Source organism: Mesorhizobium sp. L2C084A000 (genome assembly GCF_000502875.1).
Lineage (GTDB): Bacteria > Pseudomonadota > Alphaproteobacteria > Rhizobiales > Rhizobiaceae > Mesorhizobium.
In genome coordinates, this window is the sequence record NZ_AYWX01000004.1 from 42,048 (window position 1) to 62,365 (window position 20,318).

The following is a 20,318-nucleotide window of genomic DNA, read 5'->3' on the forward strand; positions in this document are numbered from 1 at the left end:
TTTGTACCACCAAATGTGGTGGCGATCGCGCCCTTCTTCAAGCAGGTGTTGTGTCACGCTCGCGTGAGTCGAGCAAGAGCGTCGTCCATGGCGCTGGCCGGCAGTTCGATCAGCCGTGGCGCCTCGGTGAACAGCAAGGCCGCCTTGACCATGCGGCCGGGATAGAGCGGTTGCAGCAAGGCGCGATAGAGCGCGAGCTGCAGGACATAGGCCGGCGTAACCTCGGCCAGAGAGCCGGGCGCCGGCCGATTGGTCTTGTAGTCGACGATCGACACACTGTCCGATGTCACCGCCAGCCGGTCGATCTTGCCGGAAATCGAGCGCTTCTTGCCCTTGACCTCCAGGCTGCCCATGATCGCGACCTCGGCGCGCGACGACGGTGCAAACAGCTGACCGAAGCCGGGATCGGCAAGGATTGACGTGACCGACGCCAGGGCCTTTTTACGCTCTGACGGAGGCCAATCAGCACCCGTTCGTGCGAGATAGCGCTCGGCGGCGTCCGAGCGGTCAGGCTCCGCAATGCCGGGCAACATCTGCAGCAGTTTGTGCAGGGCAAGCCCCCGCAGCACGGCAAAGCCCGGCTCGGCATCGGCGTCCAGCACCGGAGACGTCTTGTCGACCACAGCTTCCTTGCCTTCGTCTATCAGCGCCGAGGCACCGGATGGCGACAGCGGACGCGGCAGATCCTCGAAGGGCGGCAAGGGCCGGAACAAAGTCGCCGGCAAAGGTCCGAAAGCATCCGTCCGCCGCGCCTGCTCGCTGGAAGCCTGTGCGACCGGCGGCAGCTTGGTGACATGGAAACGATGCACCGGCTCGCCGCCGGCGGGATGCGCACGCTGTTCGCTTTCCGGCGCGCCGATCAGCGCGCGGCTGACGATCGAGTGCCAGGTGCCGGCGTTCGGCGCCCGCTTGCCGTGATAGCCGCAGACGATCAGCCGGTCCTCGGCACGGGTCATGCCGACATAGAGCAGCCGGCGGTATTCGTCGTCGGCGAGTTCCCGTGCCCGCGCTGCCGCTGCTTTGGAAAAGCCGTTGGCGACGTCGCTGGCCGAGCGCCAGAGATAGCCCTTGCCGTCCCAGTTCGCGCCGGAGCCGTCGAAGGGCATCAGGCGCGGCAAATGCTGGTCGCTGAACGGGGCGGAACCGCCATCGACCAGGAACACGACCGGCGCTTCCAGCCCCTTGGCAGCGTGCACGGTCATGACTCGGACCTCGTCGCGGGTCTGGTCCATCTCCCGCTTGATCTCGGGACCGGCGTTTTCCAGCGTCGACAGGAAGGCTTCCAGCCCCGGCAGGCCGGTCCGCTCCTCGGCAAGGCAGAAGCTCAGGAACTCGTCGAGAATGTCGCCGGCTTCGGGCCCAAGCCGCGCGATCATCTTGCGGCGCACGCCATCGCGCGCCAGCAGGCAAGCGTAAAACTCGAACACCGGTTTGAAGGCGGCCTCGTTCGTCCAGATGTCGACCTGAGCGACGATCTTCGCCATTCTCTCGCTTTCGCCGGCGTGCTGGCGCAGCGATGCGATCAACGACAGGCCAGCCGGCCTCTGCGCGGCGAGCGTGAAAAGCGTCTCTTCCGGCAGATCGAAGATCGGGCTGCGCAGCACCGCGGCGAGCGACAGGTCGTCCTGCGGCTGGATGAGGAGGTGACCGAGCGCAATCAGGTCCTTGACCGCGATGTGCCCGGGCAGGCTCAGCCGGTCGGCGCCGGCGACCGGAATGTCGCGGCGTTTGAGTGCGCGGGTCAGCGCATGGACGAAGCGATCGCGTTTGCGCACCAGCACAAGCACATCGCCCGGCCGCAGCCGCTTGCCGCGACCCTCGATGATCTCACCGGTGCCGATCCAGCCGGCTATGGTGGCGGCGACGTTCTCGGCCACGCGCACCGCCGGCGCGTGCGCATGGTCGATGGCTTGCGTCCAGTCGTCGGGCTCATCGACGACATCGGCGCCGACTGACGGCCACACCTCGACATAGCCCGGTGCGTCGGTGCGGATCGCCTGGTGGCGCAGCGGATCGGGATCATGGCTGATGCCGCGCCGCACGCTCGCGTCGGCAAAGACGCGGTCGACCGCGGTCAGAACATCGTCGGTCGAGCGGAACGACCAGGTCAGCTTGAGGTCGGCAAAGGACGCCTCGGCGTCACGCACTCGTCCGGCGAACAACAGCCGGCTGTCGGCGAAGGAGTCCGGGGCAGCCCCCTGGAACGAATAGATCGACTGCTTCTCGTCGCCGACGGCGAAGACCGTGCGATGGACCCTGTCGCGCGCGCCCAAGCCGGCAAAGAATTCTTCCGCCAGCCGTTTCACCACTTCCCATTGGTCCGGACTGGTGTCCTGCGCTTCATCGAGCAGGATATGGTCGATGCCCTGGTCGAGCTTGTACTGCACCCAGGGGCCGGCGTCTGGTCGCGCCAGCAGGTTGACGGTGCGGGTGATCAGGTCGTTGAAATCGAGAAAGCCGCGGCTGCGCTTCAGCATTTCGTAGCGGGCGATCAGCCAGTCGGCGATGGTCAGCGCCGCTCTTGTACCCTCCAGCATCCGGAACAGGGCCAGCCGGTCGGTGGTTTCGACGATGGCGTTGGCGGCCGAGAGATAGCGCTCCGCCAGATCCGGCAGCCGGTCGACCAGGGCCTTCTTGAAGGCCTTTGCCGGGTCGTAGGCGTCGCCATCGGTCTTGAGGAAGGCTCGCGCGAGCAGTTGCAGGCGCCGAATGGGATCGCCCTCGGCGAAAGCCTGCCGCGCATAGGGCAGGATGTTGTTCAGCACCGATCTGGCGTCGGTGGCCTCGGCTGCGTGGGCGAAGCCGGCAAAATAGTCGGGCAGGAAACCCGGCAACGGCCATACCGAAGCGGCTATGCCCTCGGCCGTCTGGCCTGGATGGAAATGGAATTCGTCGAACAGGGCCTGGAAGCGCGTGCCGTCACGCCCGACGGCGTCGATGAAATTGCGCAAGCCGTCGCGCTTGCGCACGATCTCACCCAGCAAGGCGTCTAGCCCGGCTTCGCCGCCCCGATCGAGAATGGCGGCAAAAGCCTCAGCCAGATTCTTGTCACCGGCGGATGTGCCCGAAATCATCTCGCGGCGAGCCGCGGCAAACAGCGAGGCCTCCATCTGGCCGTCGAGCATCTCGAAATGGGCCGGGATATTGGCTTCCAGCGGGAACTGGTGCAGCACCGATTCGCAGAAGGCATGGATGGTCTGGATCTTCAGCCCACCGGGTGTTTCCAGCGCCTCGGCGAACAGGCGCCGCGCCCGGCGCATGGTCTCGAGATCGGGCCGGCGGCCCTCCAGCGCCTCGACCTTTGCCGCAAGGTCCGCGTCACCAAGCGTCGTCCACTCCGACAGCGTCGAGAACACCCGGTTCGACATGTTGGCGGCGGCGGCACGCGTATAGGTCAGGCACAGGATCTTCGACGGATCGGTGCCGCGCAGCAGCAGCCGGATGACGCGCTGGGCCAGCACATGGGTCTTGCCGGATCCGGCATTCGCCGACACCCAGGCGGAATTGCCGGGATCGGCGGCGCGGGCCTGGCTGGTCGCGGTGTCGCTGGGGATCGGATAGGCCTTTTTCATGCCTCCCCTCCCTCGTCACCGGCATCGCCGCCTGCCGACCATTCGAGCACGCGGGCAAGATGGTCGTAGTCGCCATCGGTCTCGCCTTCGCGGAACGGCAGCGCGCGCGACAGATAACCCGTCGCAGGATCGGCATAGTGGATCAACAGCTTTTCCAGCCGCGCCCAGGCCTCTTCGGCAAGGTCGGTCGCGGTCCGCGGCTGGCGATTGTGTTCGAGGATGGATTCCTCGAACACCTCGCCATTCGGCTTCAGCCTGATGAAGGCCAGTTGAGAGGGCTCGCGCGCGCCCAAATCCTTGAAGGCGCCGCGCCTGAGCAGCGCGCCCTCCAACGCCAGTTGCGGCGCAAGCAGTGTGTGCGCCTGCGCCTTGGACGGCGAGGACCCCGTCTTGTAATCCAGTATGTCGGCCATGCCGCCGGCCAAAAGGTCAACGCGGTCGGCGTAGCCGGACAGAGTCACGCCGGATTGGCCGACGACGGTCTTTCCGGCGCGCTCCTCGGCATGGCGCCTTGTCACTGCATCGGCGCGCGTGCGCTCCCACTCGATGATGTTTGCGGCGAGTTTCTCGAAACGTGGCCACCACACGGCCTCGACATCCGCCGGAAGGTCGGCTTCGACGAAACAGACGCGGCCGGCGGCGATAAGGCCGGCAAGCGCATCGGGGGCGCGCGGATCGGCGACGCTGCCTGAGAACAGGTGCAGGATGGCGTGAAACAGCGTGCCGCGCTCGGCCGCACCAGGATCGCGAATGACCGGATCGAGCGGCATCAGGCCGAGGATGCGTCTTGCATAGACGGCGTAGGGGTCACGGCGCAGGGTCTCGATCTCGGTGACCGAGAAATGCGTCGGGCGCACCGACAAGGGCGGCTTCGGCTGCGGCCGTGGCGCGAAATCCTGCCTTGGGCCTGTATCCAGCGCGCGCGCCCAGGCGAGCAGTTCGTCGCCACGCCGGCGCAACTCTGCTGCCTGATCGTTGCCGATGAAGGTCAACAGCCGCTGCAGCCAGCGTGATGGCACGGCGGGTGCGTCGCCGGCACGCGCCGAGCGGGACAGCACGACCTTCCCAGCCCCCATGGCCATCTGGAAATCATGCGCGGCAAGGCCGATGCGCCGTTCCGGCGGTTCGAGGTCGATGCCGGTCTTCATCAGCCGCGACATGAAGCGGTCGCTCTCTGGCTTGCGCGGCCACACGCCCTCGTTGAGCCCGCCGATGACCAGCGTATCGACAGTCTGCAAGCGCGCTTCCAGCGCGCCCCAGATGGCGATGTTCCGGTCGGTGCCGTGTGCCGGCTTGACCGTTTCAGGCGCGATCAGCGCCGCCATGATATCGGGCCACTCGGTCGCCGCGAAGGATAGCGAAGCCGAAGCCGCGACCAGCCCGCGCAGCAGTTCGGCAAGCTTCTCGCCGGCGTCACCGGCATAGAGTTCGGCAAGGCCGCCATCGACGGTGCGGCCGAGATTTTCGAGGATGGCGACACTGGCCCTGACAAGCGCGGCAAGGTCGGCATCGTCCCGGCCGCGGAAGGCTGCGAGCGGCGCCAGCGCCTGCTTGAGACGTTCAAGCAAATTCCGGGCGGTTTCGATGGAGCGCACGGTCAGCCGGGAAAACCAGAAGGGCTGCCGGCTGCCGCCGCCCAGGCCGGTGAGGCGGGCCTCAAACAGTTCCGGCAGCGAAACGATGTCGGGGCGGCCGGTGCCGCCGCGCAGCGCCACCAGCTCGACCAGTTCCGCCGCGTGGCGCACATCGGCCCGTTCGAGGCCAAGGCCAAGCAGCGGATGCTTGAGCAGCGACAGCAGGCCGACCGGATCGCCTGGCCTGAATAATGCCTCGAGCGCCAGCCTGAGCAGGCTGGCCGCGGGGGTGTTGGCGAGCGGCGTGCCACCGGAATCGTCGGCCGCGACGCCGAAGCGCTGGAGCTCGATCGAGACGCGCCGCGCCAGCGCGCGGTCGCCGGTGACGAGAGCCGCCCTTTGGCTGGGCTGTTCAACCGCGCGCTTGAGCGCGACGGCGATGGCGACGGCTTCATCACGTTCGCTTGCAGCTTCGAGCAAGGTCACCCCGGCGAAGGCGCCGGCCATATCGGAGGCCGGGAAGCCCGCACGTGTCTCGGCCCAGAGTTCGGTGGTCTCGGCCGGCCGCAGCGCTTCGCCGACAAGAGCGGCGCGGAGCGCCAGACGCGGCTCGGCCACGCCGAGCTCGTCGACGTCACCGCGCAGCCCGCCGACCTTGGCGATCAATCTGGCCAGGCCATATTGCGGGTGGCCGAGCACGGCTGGACGCGCGCCTGGCGCGGCGATTGCCTGGAACGACGCTTCGTCCAGCGTACGGTCGAGGCCGGGCAGCACGATGGCGCCGCCGGGCAGGCCGGCGATGGCGGCAAGCAGTTCGGCCGTGGCGGGTATCGAGCCGGTCGAGCCCGCGGCGATAACGGGGCCGGCGGGNCCGGCGGGCGGATTGCGCAGCAGCCGCGCCGCCTCGGCGCGGATCAGCGCACTGCGATGCGCGGCCGGATTGGAGCGGTCGCTTTCCGCGAGGAATTTCGGCCAGGCTTCGGTGACGATGCCGAGGAATTCGAGCGTCACCTGCCACCATCCGGCAAGATTGCCGGTCACCAGATCTGTGAGCTTGGCCCAGTCGGTGCCTTCCGTCTCGATCTCGTCCATCAGCCGGGCGAGATCGCGCGCCAGCCAGATTGCGTCGGCGGTGGAAGCCGGGATGACGATCTCCTCGGCGAAAAGGGCGGCGACATGCGCCGGCAGCCGGCGTTTCCAGGCCCGAACCAGCGGCGTCAGCAGCAACAGGCGTTCGGTTGCCGAAATCGGCGGCGCGAGATCGATGGCCGCCGATGCCTCCGTCTCGAATGCGGCCTCATCCTCGTCGAACTCGCCCAGTGGCCGGATGACCGGCAGGATCGCCGAGCCGCCGCCGCCGCGTGCCGCCAGGCTGTCGACGAAGACACCCCGCAGAGCGCGCGCAGCACGGCGTGTCGGCACATAGATGGTGACATCGGCCAAAGCGAGCGGGTCGCCGTCAAATCGAAACCCCGGGACAAGACGGCCGGCAAGCAGCGCCTCGGCAAGCGTCGGCAGAAACGGCGCTCCGGGCGGGATCGAGAAAACGCGGCTGGAGCCGCTCATTGCGACTCGATGAGCGCACCGGCGACCGCCGCTTCCGCGAGCGGTACGGCATCGGGCGTGCCGACGGTGATCCAGTGGCCATGCATCGGCATGCCGAACAGGCGGCCGGCCGCGATGGCGGAATCGAAATAGGCGTTGAGCGAGTGCGGCCCGGCCGGTGCACCCTCGAACAGGCGCGGATGGACGATCGCCGCCCCGGCATAGATCAGCCCCGCCGGGTCGCCTTTCGAACGCCGCAAGCCGCCATCCGGCGCCACCAGGAAATCGGTGCTGCCGCAGTGTCCGGTCGCCTGTTGGAGATCCGCCAGCATCAGCAGAATATCCATTTTCGCCGCGTCCCATGCAAGGGCGAGGCGCTGGAGATTCAGAGGACCGTCATCGATCCAGAACGTGTCGGCGTTGAGGATGTAGAAGGGCTGATCGCCCAGTTCCCGCAACGCCTTGACGATGCCGCCGGCGGAATCGAGCAGTTGTTCGCTCTCGTCGGAAATGACGATGTTTGGCGCGCGGCGGGCAGTGACATGGGCGACGATCTGTTCGGGAAAGTAGTGGACGTTGACGACCGCCTTGCCGACGCCGGCGGCGGCCAGGCTGTCGAGGCTCCAGTCGAGCAACGTCTTGCCGGCTATCCTGACCAGCGGCTTGGGGATGGTGTCGGTAATCGGCCGCATGCGTTTGCCAAGCCCGGCTGCGAGTACGATGGCGGTGTCGGGTCCTGCTGTCACAGCGCTCGCTCCTCCAGCAAACCGTGGGCGTCGTAGAACTCGCGCAGGCTTGCCAGCGCCGGATGAGACAAGGCCCGGCGCAGATAATCGCGGATGCGCGGCAGGTGTTTCAGATAATAGGGCTTGCCGTCGCGCTTTTCGAGACGGACGAAGATGCCGAGGATCTTGGAATTCCGCTGCGCCGCCATGACGGCGTAGGTTTCGAGGAAGCTTGCTTCGTCGAAAGCACCGGCTGCGTGGCGCGCGGCGACATAGGCGTCGAGCGCCGCTCTCTCGAGCTCGGGCGACATCGTAACACGAGCGTCCATGGCAAGCGAAGCGACGTCATAGGCGGACGGGCCGATCAGCGCATCCTGGAAATCGACGATGCCCAGCCGGTCATGGCCGGAACGATCACCGCGCCAGATGATGTTGGGTGAATGGAAATCGCGCAGCATCAGCGTGTACTCGCGGCCTTGCAGCCGGTCGAGGAGCGCGTTCCATTGCTTGTGGTAACCGGCGCGCAAGCTGTCACTTGCCGGGTCGCCCGATATCGCCGGTACATACCAGTCGACCAGCAGATCGGCTTCGATCATCATGGCATCGCGGTCGAAAGGCGGCACATCGTGGAAGCCGCCGTGTCCTGTTTCCAGGCGCTGCGGCCAGGTCCTGCCATGCATCATGGCCAGCAGCTCGGCCGCCGCCATGTAGCGCTCGGCCACCGGCTGGCCATCGCCGCCGAGAAACCCCTCGGAACCGAGATGTTCGAGCAGCAAAAATCCCTGCTCCTGGTCCTCGGCATGGATTTCCGGAACGCTGACCCCACCCGCTTTCAAGGCGCGGTCGATGGCTACGAAGGCGGAGACCGACTGGGCGGTGTGCGCGATCTCTGCATAGGGCTTGCCGTCGCGAACCGGCGGGCCGAGCACCAGCCGTGGTGAGTTCATCAGCACTTGCGGCTTTCGGTCCGGCAGCGAAACGATCTCATAGGAGCGGGCCGAGGCATCGCCGATGAAATGGCGGCGCTGCGCTTCCCCCCAGCCGGCGTTCACGAGAAAGTCGCGCATGGCCAGCGACCGTGCCGCCCGATCGAAGGCATCACCCTGCCCTGACAATCGCGCCAGCCGGCCGTCGCCATGCTGGACGAGCTCTATCAGGATCGTGGTTTTCGGCAGATGGGCTTCCGCCCGTTCCGGCCATTCGACCAAAGCAGCACCCTGCGCCAGGGCTTCGTCGAACCCAAGCTCATCGAGCTCGTCCGCCGAGGACAGGCGGTAGAGATCGAAATGATGGACCGGAATGCGGGTGTCGTAGCTCTGCACCAATGTGAAGGTCGGACTCGGAACGTCGAGGCCGGCATCGTCGGCCAGGGTCCTGATCAAGGCCCGCGCCAGCGTCGACTTGCCGGCGCCCAGATCGCCCTTGAGGGCAATCACGTCGCCCGGGCGCAGCGACAGCGCCAGATCTTCGCCCAGCCGCGCTGTGTGGGTCTCGTCGGCGAGTAATCGCTCCAGCACCAGTCCGGTCATCGAACGCGCTACTCGGCCGCGGCGCGGATGCCCGGCATGTCTGGAAAGGTGCAGATGACGGTCGTGCCCTTGTCCTTGCCGGTTTCGATGCGAACGCTGCCGCCATGCAGCTCGACGAAGCTCTTGACGATCGACAGGCCGAGGCCGGCGCCGCGCCGGCGGCCGCCATTGGCGCGCGGCTCGAAACGGCGGAACACCGAATCAAGCACATCCGGCGGCATGCCGGGGCCGTCGTCATGAACCGAGAATTCCACCCCATCCGCCAGATGGCGGCAAGTGAGCCGGATGATGCTGGCTTCCGGGGCGTAATTGGCGGCGTTGCTGAGCAGATTGTAGAGGATCTGGCGGACGCGGACCTCATCGCCATGGAACGTCTTCGGCGCCGCAACGGCGTCCACCTGGAGACTGATCGAATGCTCTTCCAGCCGGTCGGCCACCAACTCGGCCGCAGCGGCGATGGTGCGATCGACCTGCACCTCGGAAATGTCGAGCTGCATGATGCCGGCGTCCACCGTCGCCAGGTCGAGGATATCGTTGACGATGGTGAGCAGGACCGAGGAGGACGAGCTGACATGCTCGACATATTCGCGCTGCTTCTGCGACAGCGGACCGGTCGTGGGCTGCGACAGGAGTTCGGTGAAGCCGATGATGTTGGTCAGCGGCGAGCGCAGTTCATAGGAGACGTGCTGGACGAATTCATTCTTGAGCTGGTCGGATTTTTGCAGCGCCTCGTTCTTGTCCTTCAGCGCCCGCTCGACATGGACGCTGTCGGTAACGTCGACGAAGGTCATCATCACCTGCCCGTTGGGCAGCGGGATCATGGCGTAACTCAGCACATTGCCGTTGTTGAGCTCGGTCTGTCCGTGGCGGTCGCGGCGCTCGTCGTCAAAGCCGGTGATGGCGGCAACGAAGCTGGGCCAGGGGCTGTCCGCGGCCTGCCGGTCGCAGAGGTCACGTATCGCCGACACATGGACGCTGGGCTTGGCCGCTTCACCGCTCAATCCCCAGAGAGTGGCAAAGGCAGGATTCGACAGCCGGAGCCTGCCGTCGGGTCCGAACACCGCCACGCCTTCGGCAAGATTGTCGAGCGTCTCGCCCTGAACCCGCACCGCTGTCTGGTAGCGGCTTTCGAGGTCCATCTTCTCGGTCAGGTTCTCGAACACCCAGGTCACGCCGCCCTTGGGCTGCGGATTGGCGACGACGCGAATGGTCTTGCCATCCGGCAGATGCCACCAATGTTCCTGGGATTCGACGGCGCGATAGGCGCCGAGCAGGCCTTCCTTCCAGCGGCGCCATTCAGGCTGTTCGGCGATCTTGCCTTCGCTGCGCAGCCGGTCGAGCAGCAAGGCATTGTCGGGTGCGCTGTGCAGGAAGCCGGCGTCCAGCCCCCAAAGCTTCTGGAAGGCCTGATTGAAGAACCGCAGCTTCTCGTCGATGTCGAAAATGGCGACCGCCGTGTTGAGCTGGTCGAGCGTGTCGGCGTGGCTTCGCACCGTCCGTTCGTATTCGCCGCGAACGGCCTCAATGGCGCTGGTGTCGCAGGCAAGGCCGGCCGAGCCATCGCTGCCGGCGAAATCGGTGACCGCGAACACACGGCGGTCACCTTCGATCACGGTGGACAGCGACTGCTCGAAAACCGGATGCGTCTTGTGCTGGGCGGCAATAGCATCGCGCGCCTGACCGCCGAGGAACTCCCTTTTCTCCCGAACCGCGGCTTCGGCATTTTCGGCTTCGACGGCATCGGCATAGGCGCGGTTGACCCACTTCAGCCCGCCATCCTCGCCGCGGAGCCATGCCGGCATGTTCATCGCGTCGAGCAGGCCGATCATCGTGTCGTGGTCGGCGGCCAGCCGCTGGTTCTCGATCTTCAGCCTGGCCTGGCTGCGCTGCGTCTCCGAGAGCGAGACGAAACGCACGAGCACATGCGCGGCACTCTTGCGGCCATGCACTTCGAGCGGCGCGCCGGCCTGCGATTCGATGACGAGGTCGAAGGGTTTGGCCCTTTCGCGCAATCCCGCGACGGCATGTTCGAGTGCCGCCGCCGAACGCGGCATCAGCCAGCGGCCGAAAGCAAGAAAAGCGGCCCTATCCTCGGGAGCGCCGCTTTCGACGGGCAATGTGCCGATGAGCTCGGGCTTCTTGTTTTCCGCGGCCCAGACGACGACGCGCTGGTCGCGCAGATTGAGCAGCGCCTCCGAACGGCGGAGCGCCGCGTTGATGTCGGCCAAGCGGCTCCTGAGTTCGACATTCTCCGCCGAGGTGCGGGCTCTTTCGCGGATGAGAACGATGGCCGATATCAGTGCGGCACCAGTCACGCCGACGAACACGGCAAGCTGCATGACCTCGATGGCGCTCAGCGACAGTCCGGCGACGCTGGCAGCAGCGGTTTCGGCATGCGCGACGGCGCCAGCCAAGGGGACCGTGAGCGCGGAGGTGGCAAGAAATGTCGACGCGCGGGCGCGCCAGGACAGGCTCCCGCCTTCCAGGGCGGAGCCAGCAATCCCCGAATCGTCATGGCCGCCGGAAACGGCCCGTCCCGCTCTGTGCGGGTGTTGCCCCGGCATGTCTTGGTCCTCTCCGCCGCCTGAATGCAAGACCGCCCTGATGCGTGCCTCTCTTGACCCTCTCGGGCTGGAAGCATCGCCGAATCACCTGACAATAACCCCTCGCCGAATCGCCGTGAAGGCTGATGGCGCGCAAAAATATGGCCGGGCGAAAAGTCAATCGCCCGGCCTCAATATCTGGTAGTAATTTTAGCTTTGGTTAATAGCGGTAGTGTTCCGGCTTGAACGGACCCTGCGGCGTGACGCCGATATAGGCGGCTTGTTCACCGGACAGTTCGGTCAAGCGGGCGCCGAGCTTGTCGAGATGCAGGCGCGCGACCTTTTCGTCGAGATGCTTGGGCAGGACATAGACCTGGTTCTCGTACTGGCCGGGCTTGGTGTAGAGCTCGATCTGGGCCAGCACCTGGTTGGTGAAGGATGCCGACATGACGAAGCTCGGGTGGCCGGTGGCGTTGCCGAGATTGAGCAGCCGCCCTTCCGACAAAAGGATCATCCGCTTGCCGTCCGCGAAGGTGATCATGTCGACCTGCGGCTTGACGTTTGTCCATTTCAAATTGCGCAGCGCGGCGACCTGTATCTCATTGTCGAAGTGGCCTATGTTGCCGACGATGACCATGTCCTTCATCGAGCGCATATGGTCGAGGGTGACGACATCCTTGTTGCCGGTGGTGGTGATGACTATGTCGGCGGTGGGGGCCGCATCTTCCAGCGTGACGACTTCAAAACCGTCCATCGCCGCCTGCAGGGCGCAAATCGGATCGACCTCGGTGACCTTGACGCGGGCGCCGGCGCCCTTGAGCGAGGCCGACGAGCCCTTGCCGACGTCGCCATAGCCGCACACGACAGCGACCTTGCCGGCCATCATCGTGTCGGTGCCGCGGCGGATGCCGTCGACCAGCGATTCCTTGCAGCCATATTTGTTGTCGAACTTCGACTTGGTGACCGAGTCGTTGACGTTGATGGCGGGGAAGGGCAGCAGGCCCTTCTTCTGCAGCTGGTATAGGCGGTTGACGCCGGTGGTCGTCTCTTCGGTGACGCCGCGGATCGCCGCCTTCTGCTTGGTGAAGAAGCCGGGCGAAGCCTTCAGGCGCTTCTTGACCTGGGCGTAGAAGTATTCCTCTTCCTCGCTCTGCGGGTTGGACAGCACATCCTCGCCTGCCTCGGCGCGGGCGCCGATCAGGATGTACATGGTGGCATCGCCGCCATCATCGAGGATCATGTTGGAGAGGCCGCCATCGGCCCACTGGAAGATCTTGTCGGTGTAGTCCCAATACTCCTCGAGCGACTCGCCCTTGACGGCGAACACCGGGATGCCGGCTTCGGCGATGGCCGCGGCCGCATGGTCCTGGGTCGAGAAGATGTTGCAGGAGGCCCAGCGGATATCGGCGCCCAACTCCTTCAGCGTCTCGATCAGCACCGCCGTCTGGATCGTCATGTGCAGCGAACCGGTGATGCGCGCGCCCTTGAGCGGCTGCTTGGGACCGAATTCCTCACGGCAGGCCATCAGGCCCGGCATTTCGGTTTCGGCGATCTCGAGTTCCTTGCGGCCCCAGCCGGCAAGCGAGATGTCGGCGACCACATAGTCCTTGCTACCCGTCATGGCAGTACTCCGATGCGAATGTTGTGCTTGCGAATTTGTTGCGGACACGCCCGCGCCGGTCGGCGCGTCGAAGGGCGCGAATTGCCGGCCTGACTAGCAGATCGGAGCAGGGTCGACAATGGGATATAAAGAAATCTTTATCCCTGCATGTCTCTCAGACGCGCATCTGCACTCAGCATTCCTCGCCAAAGCGGGACGCCACCAGCTGCTCCAGGGCGTCGATGACCTGCCGGGCCTCCGGCCCGCTGGCGGTGACGCGGATCGAATAGCCGGGGCTTGCCGCCAGCATCATCAGGCCCATGATCGAGGTGCCGCCGACCTTGACGCCGTCCTTCTCGACATGCACCGAGGCATCGAAGCCGCTGGCCAGCTGGACGAACTTCGCCGAAGCGCGGGCATGAAGGCCACGCTGGTTGATGATGGGAAAGTCCCGGACAATCTGATCTTTTTCCGGGGACAGGGCGTTCATTTGCTGCTCAGGAGCTGGCTGGCGACGTTGATGTATTTGCGACCGGCGGCCTGAGCCTCATCGAGCGCGGCGGCCATGTTGTCGCCCTTGCGGATCGAGGAGAGCTTGATCAGCATCGGCAGGTTCATGCCGGCGATCACCTCGGTGCGGCCGGATTCCATCACCGAAATGGCAAGGTTGGAGGGCGTGCCGCCGAACATGTCGGTCAGCACGATGACGCCCGCCCCGGTATCGACACGGGCAACAGCGTCGACGATGTCGCGGCGACGCTGCTCCATATCGTCGTCGGCACCGATCGCCACGGTTTCGAAATTGTCTTGTGGCCCGACGACATGTTCGACGGCATGTCGGAACTCGGTGGCCAGTTGACCGTGCGTTACAAGCACGAGTCCGATCATTCTTTGGTGGCTCCCGTCATCGCCGCTTCACAGGCGCATTTTATGCTCGCCAGCCAATCCAGGCGGCGGGAGCGCTATCTTGTCGACGCACGGCCCGTTGACAAGCCCAAAATTGCGCAGGCACATGCCATTTTGACGCATTGCAGCAAAAAACCCGGAACGGATCATAGAAAAGGCGCGATCGACAGCCGCGCCATCACGACCGGCAAGACCGCTGGGACATTGCGTTCGACCACGTCGACCCGCGGCACCAGACAGCCCGCAATGCTGCTTGCGGTATCCTCCTGGAAGCGCACCGCTTCGCCGGCCGGCACCAGGCGGACATGGAGGTCGACGAGGCCTGCCGGCTCGAATGGCAGAGGTCGGGGGCCGAGCCCCGGCACCTCGGCGAGGCCTTCTATGGCGGCGGGAGCGCGGCACAGCAGCCGCCCGGCATGCGCCTCGACGAAGAGCTGATCGTCGCCGACGAGCCGCGAGAACAGGCCGCGATGGCGACAATGGTCGATGAGCGCCAGCGCCAGCGTCGTCTTGCCCGAGCCGGATGCTCCGGTGACGAGAATGCCGCGCTCGCCGATCAAAACCATTGTCGCGTGAATATTTTCAGGCTGCACGGCTGGACCAAGCGTGGTTGGAATTCATGCTCTCAGCCTTCGGCCGGCAATGTCACCACAAAGCGTGCGCCCTTGATCTCGCCGGGTTTGGTGCCGGGGATGTTCTCGGCGGTCAGCGTGCCGCCATGAGCCTCGACGATTTGCCTGGATATCGACAGGCCAAGGCCCGAATTCTGGCCGAATGCCTCGCCGGCCGGCCGATCCGTGTAGAAGCGCTCGAAGATGCGGTCGATGTTGTCGGCGCGGATGCCGGGGCCATTGTCGTCGACGGTGACGATGTTGAACTTGCCGGCACGCGCCAGCGAGAGGCTGATGTGGCCATGGTCCTCGGGAACGAAGGAACGGGCGTTCTCGATCAAATTGGTGATGACCTGGCCGATGCGCAGATCATGCCCGACGACGACGTAGCCTTTGACGCCTTGCGGCAGTTTGGCGGCCTTGAACTCGATCTCGACCGCCTTCTTGTTACGCGTCGCTTCGCGCGAAACGGCGACCAGATCGGTGATGAATTTCTTCAAATCGACGGTCCCGGCATCCTCGCGCGCGAGCTCCGCGTCGAGGCGCGAGGCGTCGGAAATATCAGTGATGAGCCGATCCAGCCGCCTGACATCGTGCTGGATGATATCCATCAGCCGGCCGCGCGAATCGTCGTTCTTGGCCAGCGGCAAGGTTTCCACCGCGCTGCGCAGCGACGTCAGCGGGTTCTTCAATTCATGCGACACGTCGGCCGCAAAGCTTTCGATCGCCTCGATACGGGCGTAGAGCGCGTTGGTCATGTCGCGTATGGCGATCGACAGATTGCCGATCTCGTCCTGACGGTCGGAAAAGTCGGGGATCTCTTCACGGCTCTTGACGCCGCGCCGCACCCGCACCGCCGCCGCCGACAGCCGGCGCAGCGGATTGGCGATGGTGGAGGCAAGCAGCATCGACAGGATGGCGGTGACAAGGGCCGCGATACCGAAGACGCGCAGGATCGCCTTGCGCTCGGCGGCGACGATCTTGTCGATGTCGCCGCCTTCGGTCGACAGCATCAGCACGCCCAGGACGGCACGAAAGCGCTGGATCGGCACCGCCACCGAAACGATCTGCTCGCCCTGCTCGCTGACGCGCACGATGGTCGACGGGCTGCCGGTGAGAGCCTTGACCACTTCCGGGAAAGCGGCGCCATTGCCGCCCGGCTGCTCGTGATAGACCGGCAGCTCGGTGTTGCGGAAGAAGTCGAAGACGAATTTCTGGATGCGCTCGACAAGATCGGGCTCTTCCTCTTCAACCGGCGGCAGATCGTAGCGCAGGATCTGGCCGCGCGAATAGAGGTGGCGCGAATCGAGCAGCAGATTGGCGTCGCGGTCATAGATGCGTGCGCGGGTCCTGGTCGGCGAGATCAGCCTTCTCAGCACCGGCGCGACCCGCTCCGGGTTGATCGGGAAGTCGAGATTGTCGAGCTGGTCGGAGCCGGGTCCCAGGCTTTCGCCGGCCTGCAGCTCAAGCAGCTTTTCCGGGTCGATGCTGATCGAATCCGTCTCGACGGTCGCCGACGCGGCAATGGCGCCGGCGATGATCTCGCCCTGGGTCATCAGGCTTTCGACGCGGGCGTCGATCAGTCCGTCGCGGAAGGTGTTGAGATAGAGGATGCCGGTCACCAGGACGGCGAGGCCGGCAAGGTTGAGGAACAGGATACGCCGCGTCAGGCTGGAAAAGATATGATGGCCGAGGAAGCGGCGCATCGGCACCGTGATCTTCGAGACGAAGGACGGCATGATCCGGGACGGCCGCCTGGAGGCGCCCGCCGGTCTTGTTCGCTGTGTTTCCACTGCCATCGAATAGCAGGCCCTGCTACTTACGCTTCGCGGAACCGGTATCCGACTCCGTAAAGGGTTTCGATCATCTCGAAGTCGTCGTCGACGGCCTTGAACTTCTTGCGCAGCCGCTTGATGTGGCTGTCGATGGTGCGATCGTCGACATAGACCTGTTCATCATAAGCCGAATCCATCAGCGCATCACGGCTTTTAACGACGCCAGGACGCTGCGCCAGCGAATGCAGTATCAGGAACTCGGTGACGGTGAGCGTCACCGGCTCGCCTTTCCAGGTGCAGGTGTGGCGCTCCTGGTCCATGACGAGCTGGCCGCGCTCGAGCGAGCGGGCCTGCTGGCTTGGCGTCTTGGCGGCAGCCTCGCGGGCACTGGCGCGGCGCAGCACGGCGCGCACGCGCTCGACCAGCAGGCGCTGTGAGAAGGGTTTGCGGATGAAGTCGTCGGCGCCCATCTTGAGACCGAACAACTCGTCGATCTCATCGTCCTTGGAGGTCAGGAAGATCACCGGCAGGTCGGACTTCTGGCGCATCCGGCGCAGCAGTTCCATGCCGTCCATGCGCGGCATCTTGATGTCGAGGATGGCAAGGTTCGGCGGGCGTGCCGCCAGGCCTTCCAGCGCCGACGCACCATCCGTGTAGGTCTCGACGCGATACCCCTCGGATTCCAAGGCGATCGACACCGATGTCAGAATGTTGCGGTCGTCATCGACAAGCGCGATTGTTGCCATTTCAAGCGGCTCCCTCATGAGCTGTCCCTTCTGTCGTAGAGAAGGGGCTTTTGCAGGACAAATTAGGTACAAAATGTGGCATAGGCCTTGTCCGCTGTCACGCGCGGCATGCCGGCGGCCACAATCCTACCTCGACATGGGTTGGACGAACGTACATCGCCAATCCTTTGGGCAACCGCGAAACTTTTTGCACATATAAACGATTTAAACAACTTTCAAAATATTTAAATCGATTAATGATTTGATATCATTTGCCTTTTCTGGTTCTGACCATCTCAGCCCGCGTAGTGGGCGTGCTGGAAACGTGCCGGCAAAGATGCGGCAAATCCAAGAGGGACACTCGATGTCGGAAGTCGGCAAACGCAATTCCGCCTGCGCGATCGATCATATCGGCCTGAAAACCACCGGCGTGGTGCGCTATAATTTCGGTGCGGCTACCCTTTATGAGGAATCGATCCGGCGCGGCGAGGCCCGCTTGACCGCCCATGGCGCGCTGGTCGCCGAGACCGGCCAGCACACCGGCCGCTCGCCCAAGGACAAGTTCGTCGTCCGCAACGGTGACACCGAACCACATGTCTGGTGGGAGAACAACAAGGCGATCTCGCCGGCCCAGTTCGACACGCTGCTCGCCGATTTCCAGGCGCACGCCGCGGACAAGGATCTATACGTCCAGGATCTGGTCGGCGGCGCCGATGCGGAGTCGAGGCTGCCGACCAGGGTGATCACCGAATTTGCCTGGCACTCGCTGTTCATCCGCAATCTGCTCATTCGTCCCGATGCCACCGAACTCGAGCAGTTCGTGCCCGAGATGACGATCATCGACCTGCCGTCCTTCCGCGCCGATCCCCTCCGTCACGGCAGCCGCACCGAAACGGTGATCGCCGTCGATCTTTCGCGCAAGATCGTGCTGATCGGCGGCACCTCCTATGCCGGCGAGATGAAGAAGTCGGTGTTCACCATGCTCAACTATCTCCTGCCGGCGAAAGGCGTGATGCCGATGCATTGCTCGGCCAATGAGGGTGCGGCCGGCGACGCCGCCATCTTCTTCGGCCTGTCGGGCACCGGCAAGACGACGCTCTCGGCCGATCCCTCGCGCACGTTGATCGGCGACGACGAGCATGGCTGGGGACCGCACGGCATCTTCAATTTCGAAGGCGGCTGCTACGCCAAGACGATCAAGCTGTCGGCGGAAGCCGAGCCGGAAATCTTCGCCACCACGCAGCGCTTCGGCACGGTGCTGGAAAATGTCGTGCTCGACGCCGATGGCGTGCCGGATTTCAACGACGGAAGGCTGACCGAAAACACACGCTGCGCGTACCCGCTGGACTTCATCCCCAATGCCAGCAAGACCGGCCGCGCCAACCATCCCAACAACATCATCATGCTGACCGCCGACGCCTTCGGCGTGATGCCGCCGATCGCGCGGCTGACCCCGGCGCAGGCGATGTATCACTTCCTCTCCGGCTACACCGCCAAGGTGGCCGGAACCGAAAAGGGGGTAACCGAGCCCGAAGCGACGTTTTCGACCTGTTTCGGTGCGCCGTTCATGCCGCGCCATCCCTCTGAATACGGCAATCTGCTGCGCGAGCTGATTGCAGGCCACGGCGCCGATTGCTGGCTGGTCAATACCGGCTGGACCGGCGGCGCCTACGGCACCGGCAAGCGCATGCCGATCAAGGCGACGCGCGCCTTGCTTGCCGCCGCACTTGACGGCTCGCTGAAGACGGCCGAGTTCCGCACCGACCCTCATTTCGGTTTCGCGGTGCCGGTGGCTGTCCCGGGCGTCGACAGCGGCATTCTCGACCCGATGATTCTGGACCCCCGGGCGACCTGGGCCGACAAGGCCGGCTATGACCGGCAGGCGGCAAGGCTGGTCGGCATGTTCGCCGTCAATTTCGAGAAATTCGAAAGCCATGTCGATGCCGTGGTGCTGGGCGCCGCGCCGCGCATGCAGGAAGCGGCGGAGTAATCGCGCCACAGGGTTCAGCTTTCGTTGAAAGGCCCGGTTCGATCGGGCCTTTTCTTTTTCGATCCGCCGCGCCATGACTGCGGCATGGCGAGCGACGACAACATCATCATATCAGGCGATGCGGTTATCCATCCGGGCGACCTGCACGAGGATTTCATCCGCTCGTCCGGCCCCGGCGGCCAGAACGTCAACAAGGTGGCGACGGCGGTGCAGCTGCGCTTCGACGCGGCCAACGCAACGGGTCTGTCGGAGCGCGTGCGCGAGCGGACGATCAAACTTGCCGGCCAGCGTGCCACCAAGGACGGTGTCATCGTCATCGAGGCAGGCCGCTTCCGCACCCAGGAACAGAACCGGGCGGATGCGCGGGCACGGCTGACGGCATTGGTCGCCAAGGCCGCCGAACCGCCACCGCCGCCGCGCAAGAAGACACGGCCATCGAAGGGCGCCGTGGAGCGGCGGCTGAAGAGCAAGGCCGGGCGCGGCACGATCAAGAAGCTGCGCGGCCGGGTGGAGAACGATTAAGCACCACACCAGAGCATGATGCCGAAAAGTGTGAAGCGGTTTCGGGCGACATCATGCTCTATCTCTTGGATCTAGGCACGCGCACAAAACGACTTCCCATTTTGGACCGCAGATGCAAGGTTCAACCATTGCCATTAGCAAGGGAGACCCAAGGATGGGCATGTTCGATTTCGTCAAGAGCGTCGGCAAGAAACTGGGCATCGGCGGTGACGACGAAGCCGCACCCTCGGCCGACACACTCAAGAAGGAGCTCGATTCGCACAAACTCGGCACCGATGGCGTCGAGGTCGTCGTCAAGGGTGACACGGCGGTGCTGAAGGGCGTGGTCAAGGATCAATCGATCTTCGAAAAGGCAGTCATCGCCGTCGGCAACACGCTCGGCGTCTCCAAGGTGCAGGCGGACGAATTGCAGGTCGCGCCAGCGTCTGGCACGGCCGCCGCCCCGGCCAAGGAGCCCACCTTTTACACGGTGAAGAAGGGCGACAATCTCTGGAAGATCGCCGAGAAAAGCTACGGCCAGGGCCAAGGCGTCAAGAACACGGTCATATTCGAGGCCAACAAGCCGATGCTGACCCATCCCGACAAGATCTATCCGGGCCAGGTGCTGCGCATCCCAGATCTCGCCTGATCAAGGCGATGCCAATTTGCGAAAAGCAATTCCAGGAAAAGTGTGAAACGGTTTTCCGTCCGGAATTGTGCCA

General features: G+C 64.7%; 14 protein-coding genes. 3 read left to right on the top strand and 11 right to left on the bottom strand.

From position 1 onward, the window contains the following. Nucleotides 1-53: 53 nt before the first annotated feature. The 11 genes from addA to X735_RS154655 all read right to left on the bottom strand — a co-directional run bounded on the left by addA (nt 54) and on the right by X735_RS154655 (nt 17,126). Complete coding sequence (gene addA / locus X735_RS154705) at nt 54-3,572, bottom strand: double-strand break repair helicase AddA (protein ID WP_023810624.1); 3,519 nt, start codon at nt 3,570-3,572, stop codon at nt 54-56. Beyond that, nucleotides 3,569-6,712, bottom strand: coding sequence for a double-strand break repair protein AddB (gene addB / locus X735_RS154700; protein ID WP_023810625.1), 3,144 nt, complete (start codon nt 6,710-6,712; stop codon nt 3,569-3,571). Before addB ends, addA begins: the two co-directional genes overlap by 4 nt. Next, the gene (locus X735_RS154695; protein ID WP_023810626.1) at nt 6,709-7,437 is read right to left on the bottom strand and encodes a nucleotidyltransferase family protein; all 729 of its coding nucleotides are present in this window, start codon (nt 7,435-7,437) and stop codon (nt 6,709-6,711) included. The genes addB and X735_RS154695 overlap by 4 nt, the downstream gene beginning before the upstream one ends. Further along, nucleotides 7,434-8,945 (bottom strand): tRNA (adenosine(37)-N6)-threonylcarbamoyltransferase complex ATPase subunit type 1 TsaE, encoded by a 1,512-nt coding sequence (gene tsaE, locus X735_RS154690; RefSeq protein ID WP_023810627.1) that lies wholly within the window; start codon nt 8,943-8,945, stop codon nt 7,434-7,436. The genes X735_RS154695 and tsaE overlap by 4 nt, the downstream gene beginning before the upstream one ends. An 8-nt stretch (nt 8,946-8,953) precedes the next feature. Next, the gene (locus X735_RS154685) at nt 8,954-11,509 is read right to left on the bottom strand and encodes a PAS domain-containing sensor histidine kinase (RefSeq protein WP_023810628.1); all 2,556 of its coding nucleotides are present in this window, start codon (nt 11,507-11,509) and stop codon (nt 8,954-8,956) included. 199 nt (nt 11,510-11,708) lie between these two features. Next, nucleotides 11,709-13,109: an adenosylhomocysteinase gene (gene ahcY, locus X735_RS154680; protein WP_023810629.1), complete on the bottom strand. Its 1,401-nt coding sequence runs from the start codon at nt 13,107-13,109 to the stop codon at nt 11,709-11,711. A 172-nt stretch (nt 13,110-13,281) separates the two neighbouring features. Continuing rightward, nucleotides 13,282-13,578: an HPr family phosphocarrier protein gene (locus X735_RS154675; RefSeq protein ID WP_023810630.1), complete on the bottom strand. Its 297-nt coding sequence runs from the start codon at nt 13,576-13,578 to the stop codon at nt 13,282-13,284. Continuing rightward, complete coding sequence (locus X735_RS154670; RefSeq protein ID WP_010912939.1) at nt 13,575-13,976, bottom strand: PTS sugar transporter subunit IIA; 402 nt, start codon at nt 13,974-13,976, stop codon at nt 13,575-13,577. The genes X735_RS154675 and X735_RS154670 overlap by 4 nt, the downstream gene beginning before the upstream one ends. Nucleotides 13,977-14,140: 164 nt before the next feature. Beyond that, nucleotides 14,141-14,587 carry an HPr kinase gene (locus X735_RS154665; RefSeq protein ID WP_023810631.1) on the bottom strand — a complete coding sequence of 149 codons (447 nt, stop codon included), beginning with the start codon at nt 14,585-14,587 and terminating at the stop codon, nt 14,141-14,143. Nucleotides 14,588-14,619: 32 nt separating this feature from the next. Beyond that, on the bottom strand, nt 14,620-16,404 hold the full coding sequence (locus X735_RS154660; RefSeq protein WP_023810632.1) for a sensor histidine kinase: 1,785 nt from the start codon (nt 16,402-16,404) through the stop codon (nt 14,620-14,622). Between the two features lie 20 nt (nt 16,405-16,424). Continuing rightward, nucleotides 16,425-17,126 carry a response regulator transcription factor gene (locus tag X735_RS154655; RefSeq protein WP_013528337.1) on the bottom strand — a complete coding sequence of 234 codons (702 nt, stop codon included), beginning with the start codon at nt 17,124-17,126 and terminating at the stop codon, nt 16,425-16,427. A 343-nt stretch (nt 17,127-17,469) separates the two neighbouring features. Between X735_RS154655 and X735_RS154650 the strand changes: the two genes are divergently transcribed. From X735_RS154650 to lysM, 3 genes are all read left to right on the top strand, one after another. Further along, a complete protein-coding gene (locus X735_RS154650) occupies nt 17,470-19,095 on the top strand; it encodes a phosphoenolpyruvate carboxykinase (protein WP_023810633.1) in 1,626 nt (541 codons plus the stop codon). An 84-nt stretch (nt 19,096-19,179) separates the two neighbouring features. Next, the gene (gene arfB / locus X735_RS154645; RefSeq protein ID WP_023810634.1) at nt 19,180-19,617 is read left to right on the top strand and encodes an alternative ribosome rescue aminoacyl-tRNA hydrolase ArfB; all 438 of its coding nucleotides are present in this window, start codon (nt 19,180-19,182) and stop codon (nt 19,615-19,617) included. 154 nt (nt 19,618-19,771) lie between these two features. Next, nucleotides 19,772-20,245, top strand: coding sequence for a peptidoglycan-binding protein LysM (lysM, locus tag X735_RS154640; RefSeq protein ID WP_023810635.1), 474 nt, complete (start codon nt 19,772-19,774; stop codon nt 20,243-20,245). Nucleotides 20,246-20,318 lie beyond the last annotated feature (73 nt).

What these genes read in the sequence shown, in the direction of transcription:
- addA (WP_023810624.1), bottom strand. Translation starts at nt 3,572, where the DNA reads ATGAAAAAGGCCTATCCGATCCCCAGCGACACCGCGACCAGCCAGGCC.
- tsaE (WP_023810627.1), bottom strand. Translation starts at nt 8,945, where the DNA reads ATGACCGGACTGGTGCTGGAGCGATTACTCGCCGACGAGACCCACACA.
- X735_RS154685 (WP_023810628.1), bottom strand. Translation starts at nt 11,509, where the DNA reads ATGCCGGGGCAACACCCGCACAGAGCGGGACGGGCCGTTTCCGGCGGC.
- ahcY (WP_023810629.1), bottom strand. Translation starts at nt 13,109, where the DNA reads ATGACGGGTAGCAAGGACTATGTGGTCGCCGACATCTCGCTTGCCGGC.
- X735_RS154675 (WP_023810630.1), bottom strand. Translation starts at nt 13,578, where the DNA reads ATGAACGCCCTGTCCCCGGAAAAAGATCAGATTGTCCGGGACTTTCCC.
- X735_RS154670 (WP_010912939.1), bottom strand. Translation starts at nt 13,976, where the DNA reads ATGATCGGACTCGTGCTTGTAACGCACGGTCAACTGGCCACCGAGTTC.
- X735_RS154660 (WP_023810632.1), bottom strand. Translation starts at nt 16,404, where the DNA reads ATGGCAGTGGAAACACAGCGAACAAGACCGGCGGGCGCCTCCAGGCGG.
- X735_RS154655 (WP_013528337.1), bottom strand. Translation starts at nt 17,126, where the DNA reads ATGGCAACAATCGCGCTTGTCGATGACGACCGCAACATTCTGACATCG.
- X735_RS154650 (WP_023810633.1), top strand. Translation starts at nt 17,470, where the DNA reads ATGTCGGAAGTCGGCAAACGCAATTCCGCCTGCGCGATCGATCATATC.
- arfB (WP_023810634.1), top strand. Translation starts at nt 19,180, where the DNA reads ATGGCGAGCGACGACAACATCATCATATCAGGCGATGCGGTTATCCAT.
- lysM (WP_023810635.1), top strand. Translation starts at nt 19,772, where the DNA reads ATGGGCATGTTCGATTTCGTCAAGAGCGTCGGCAAGAAACTGGGCATC.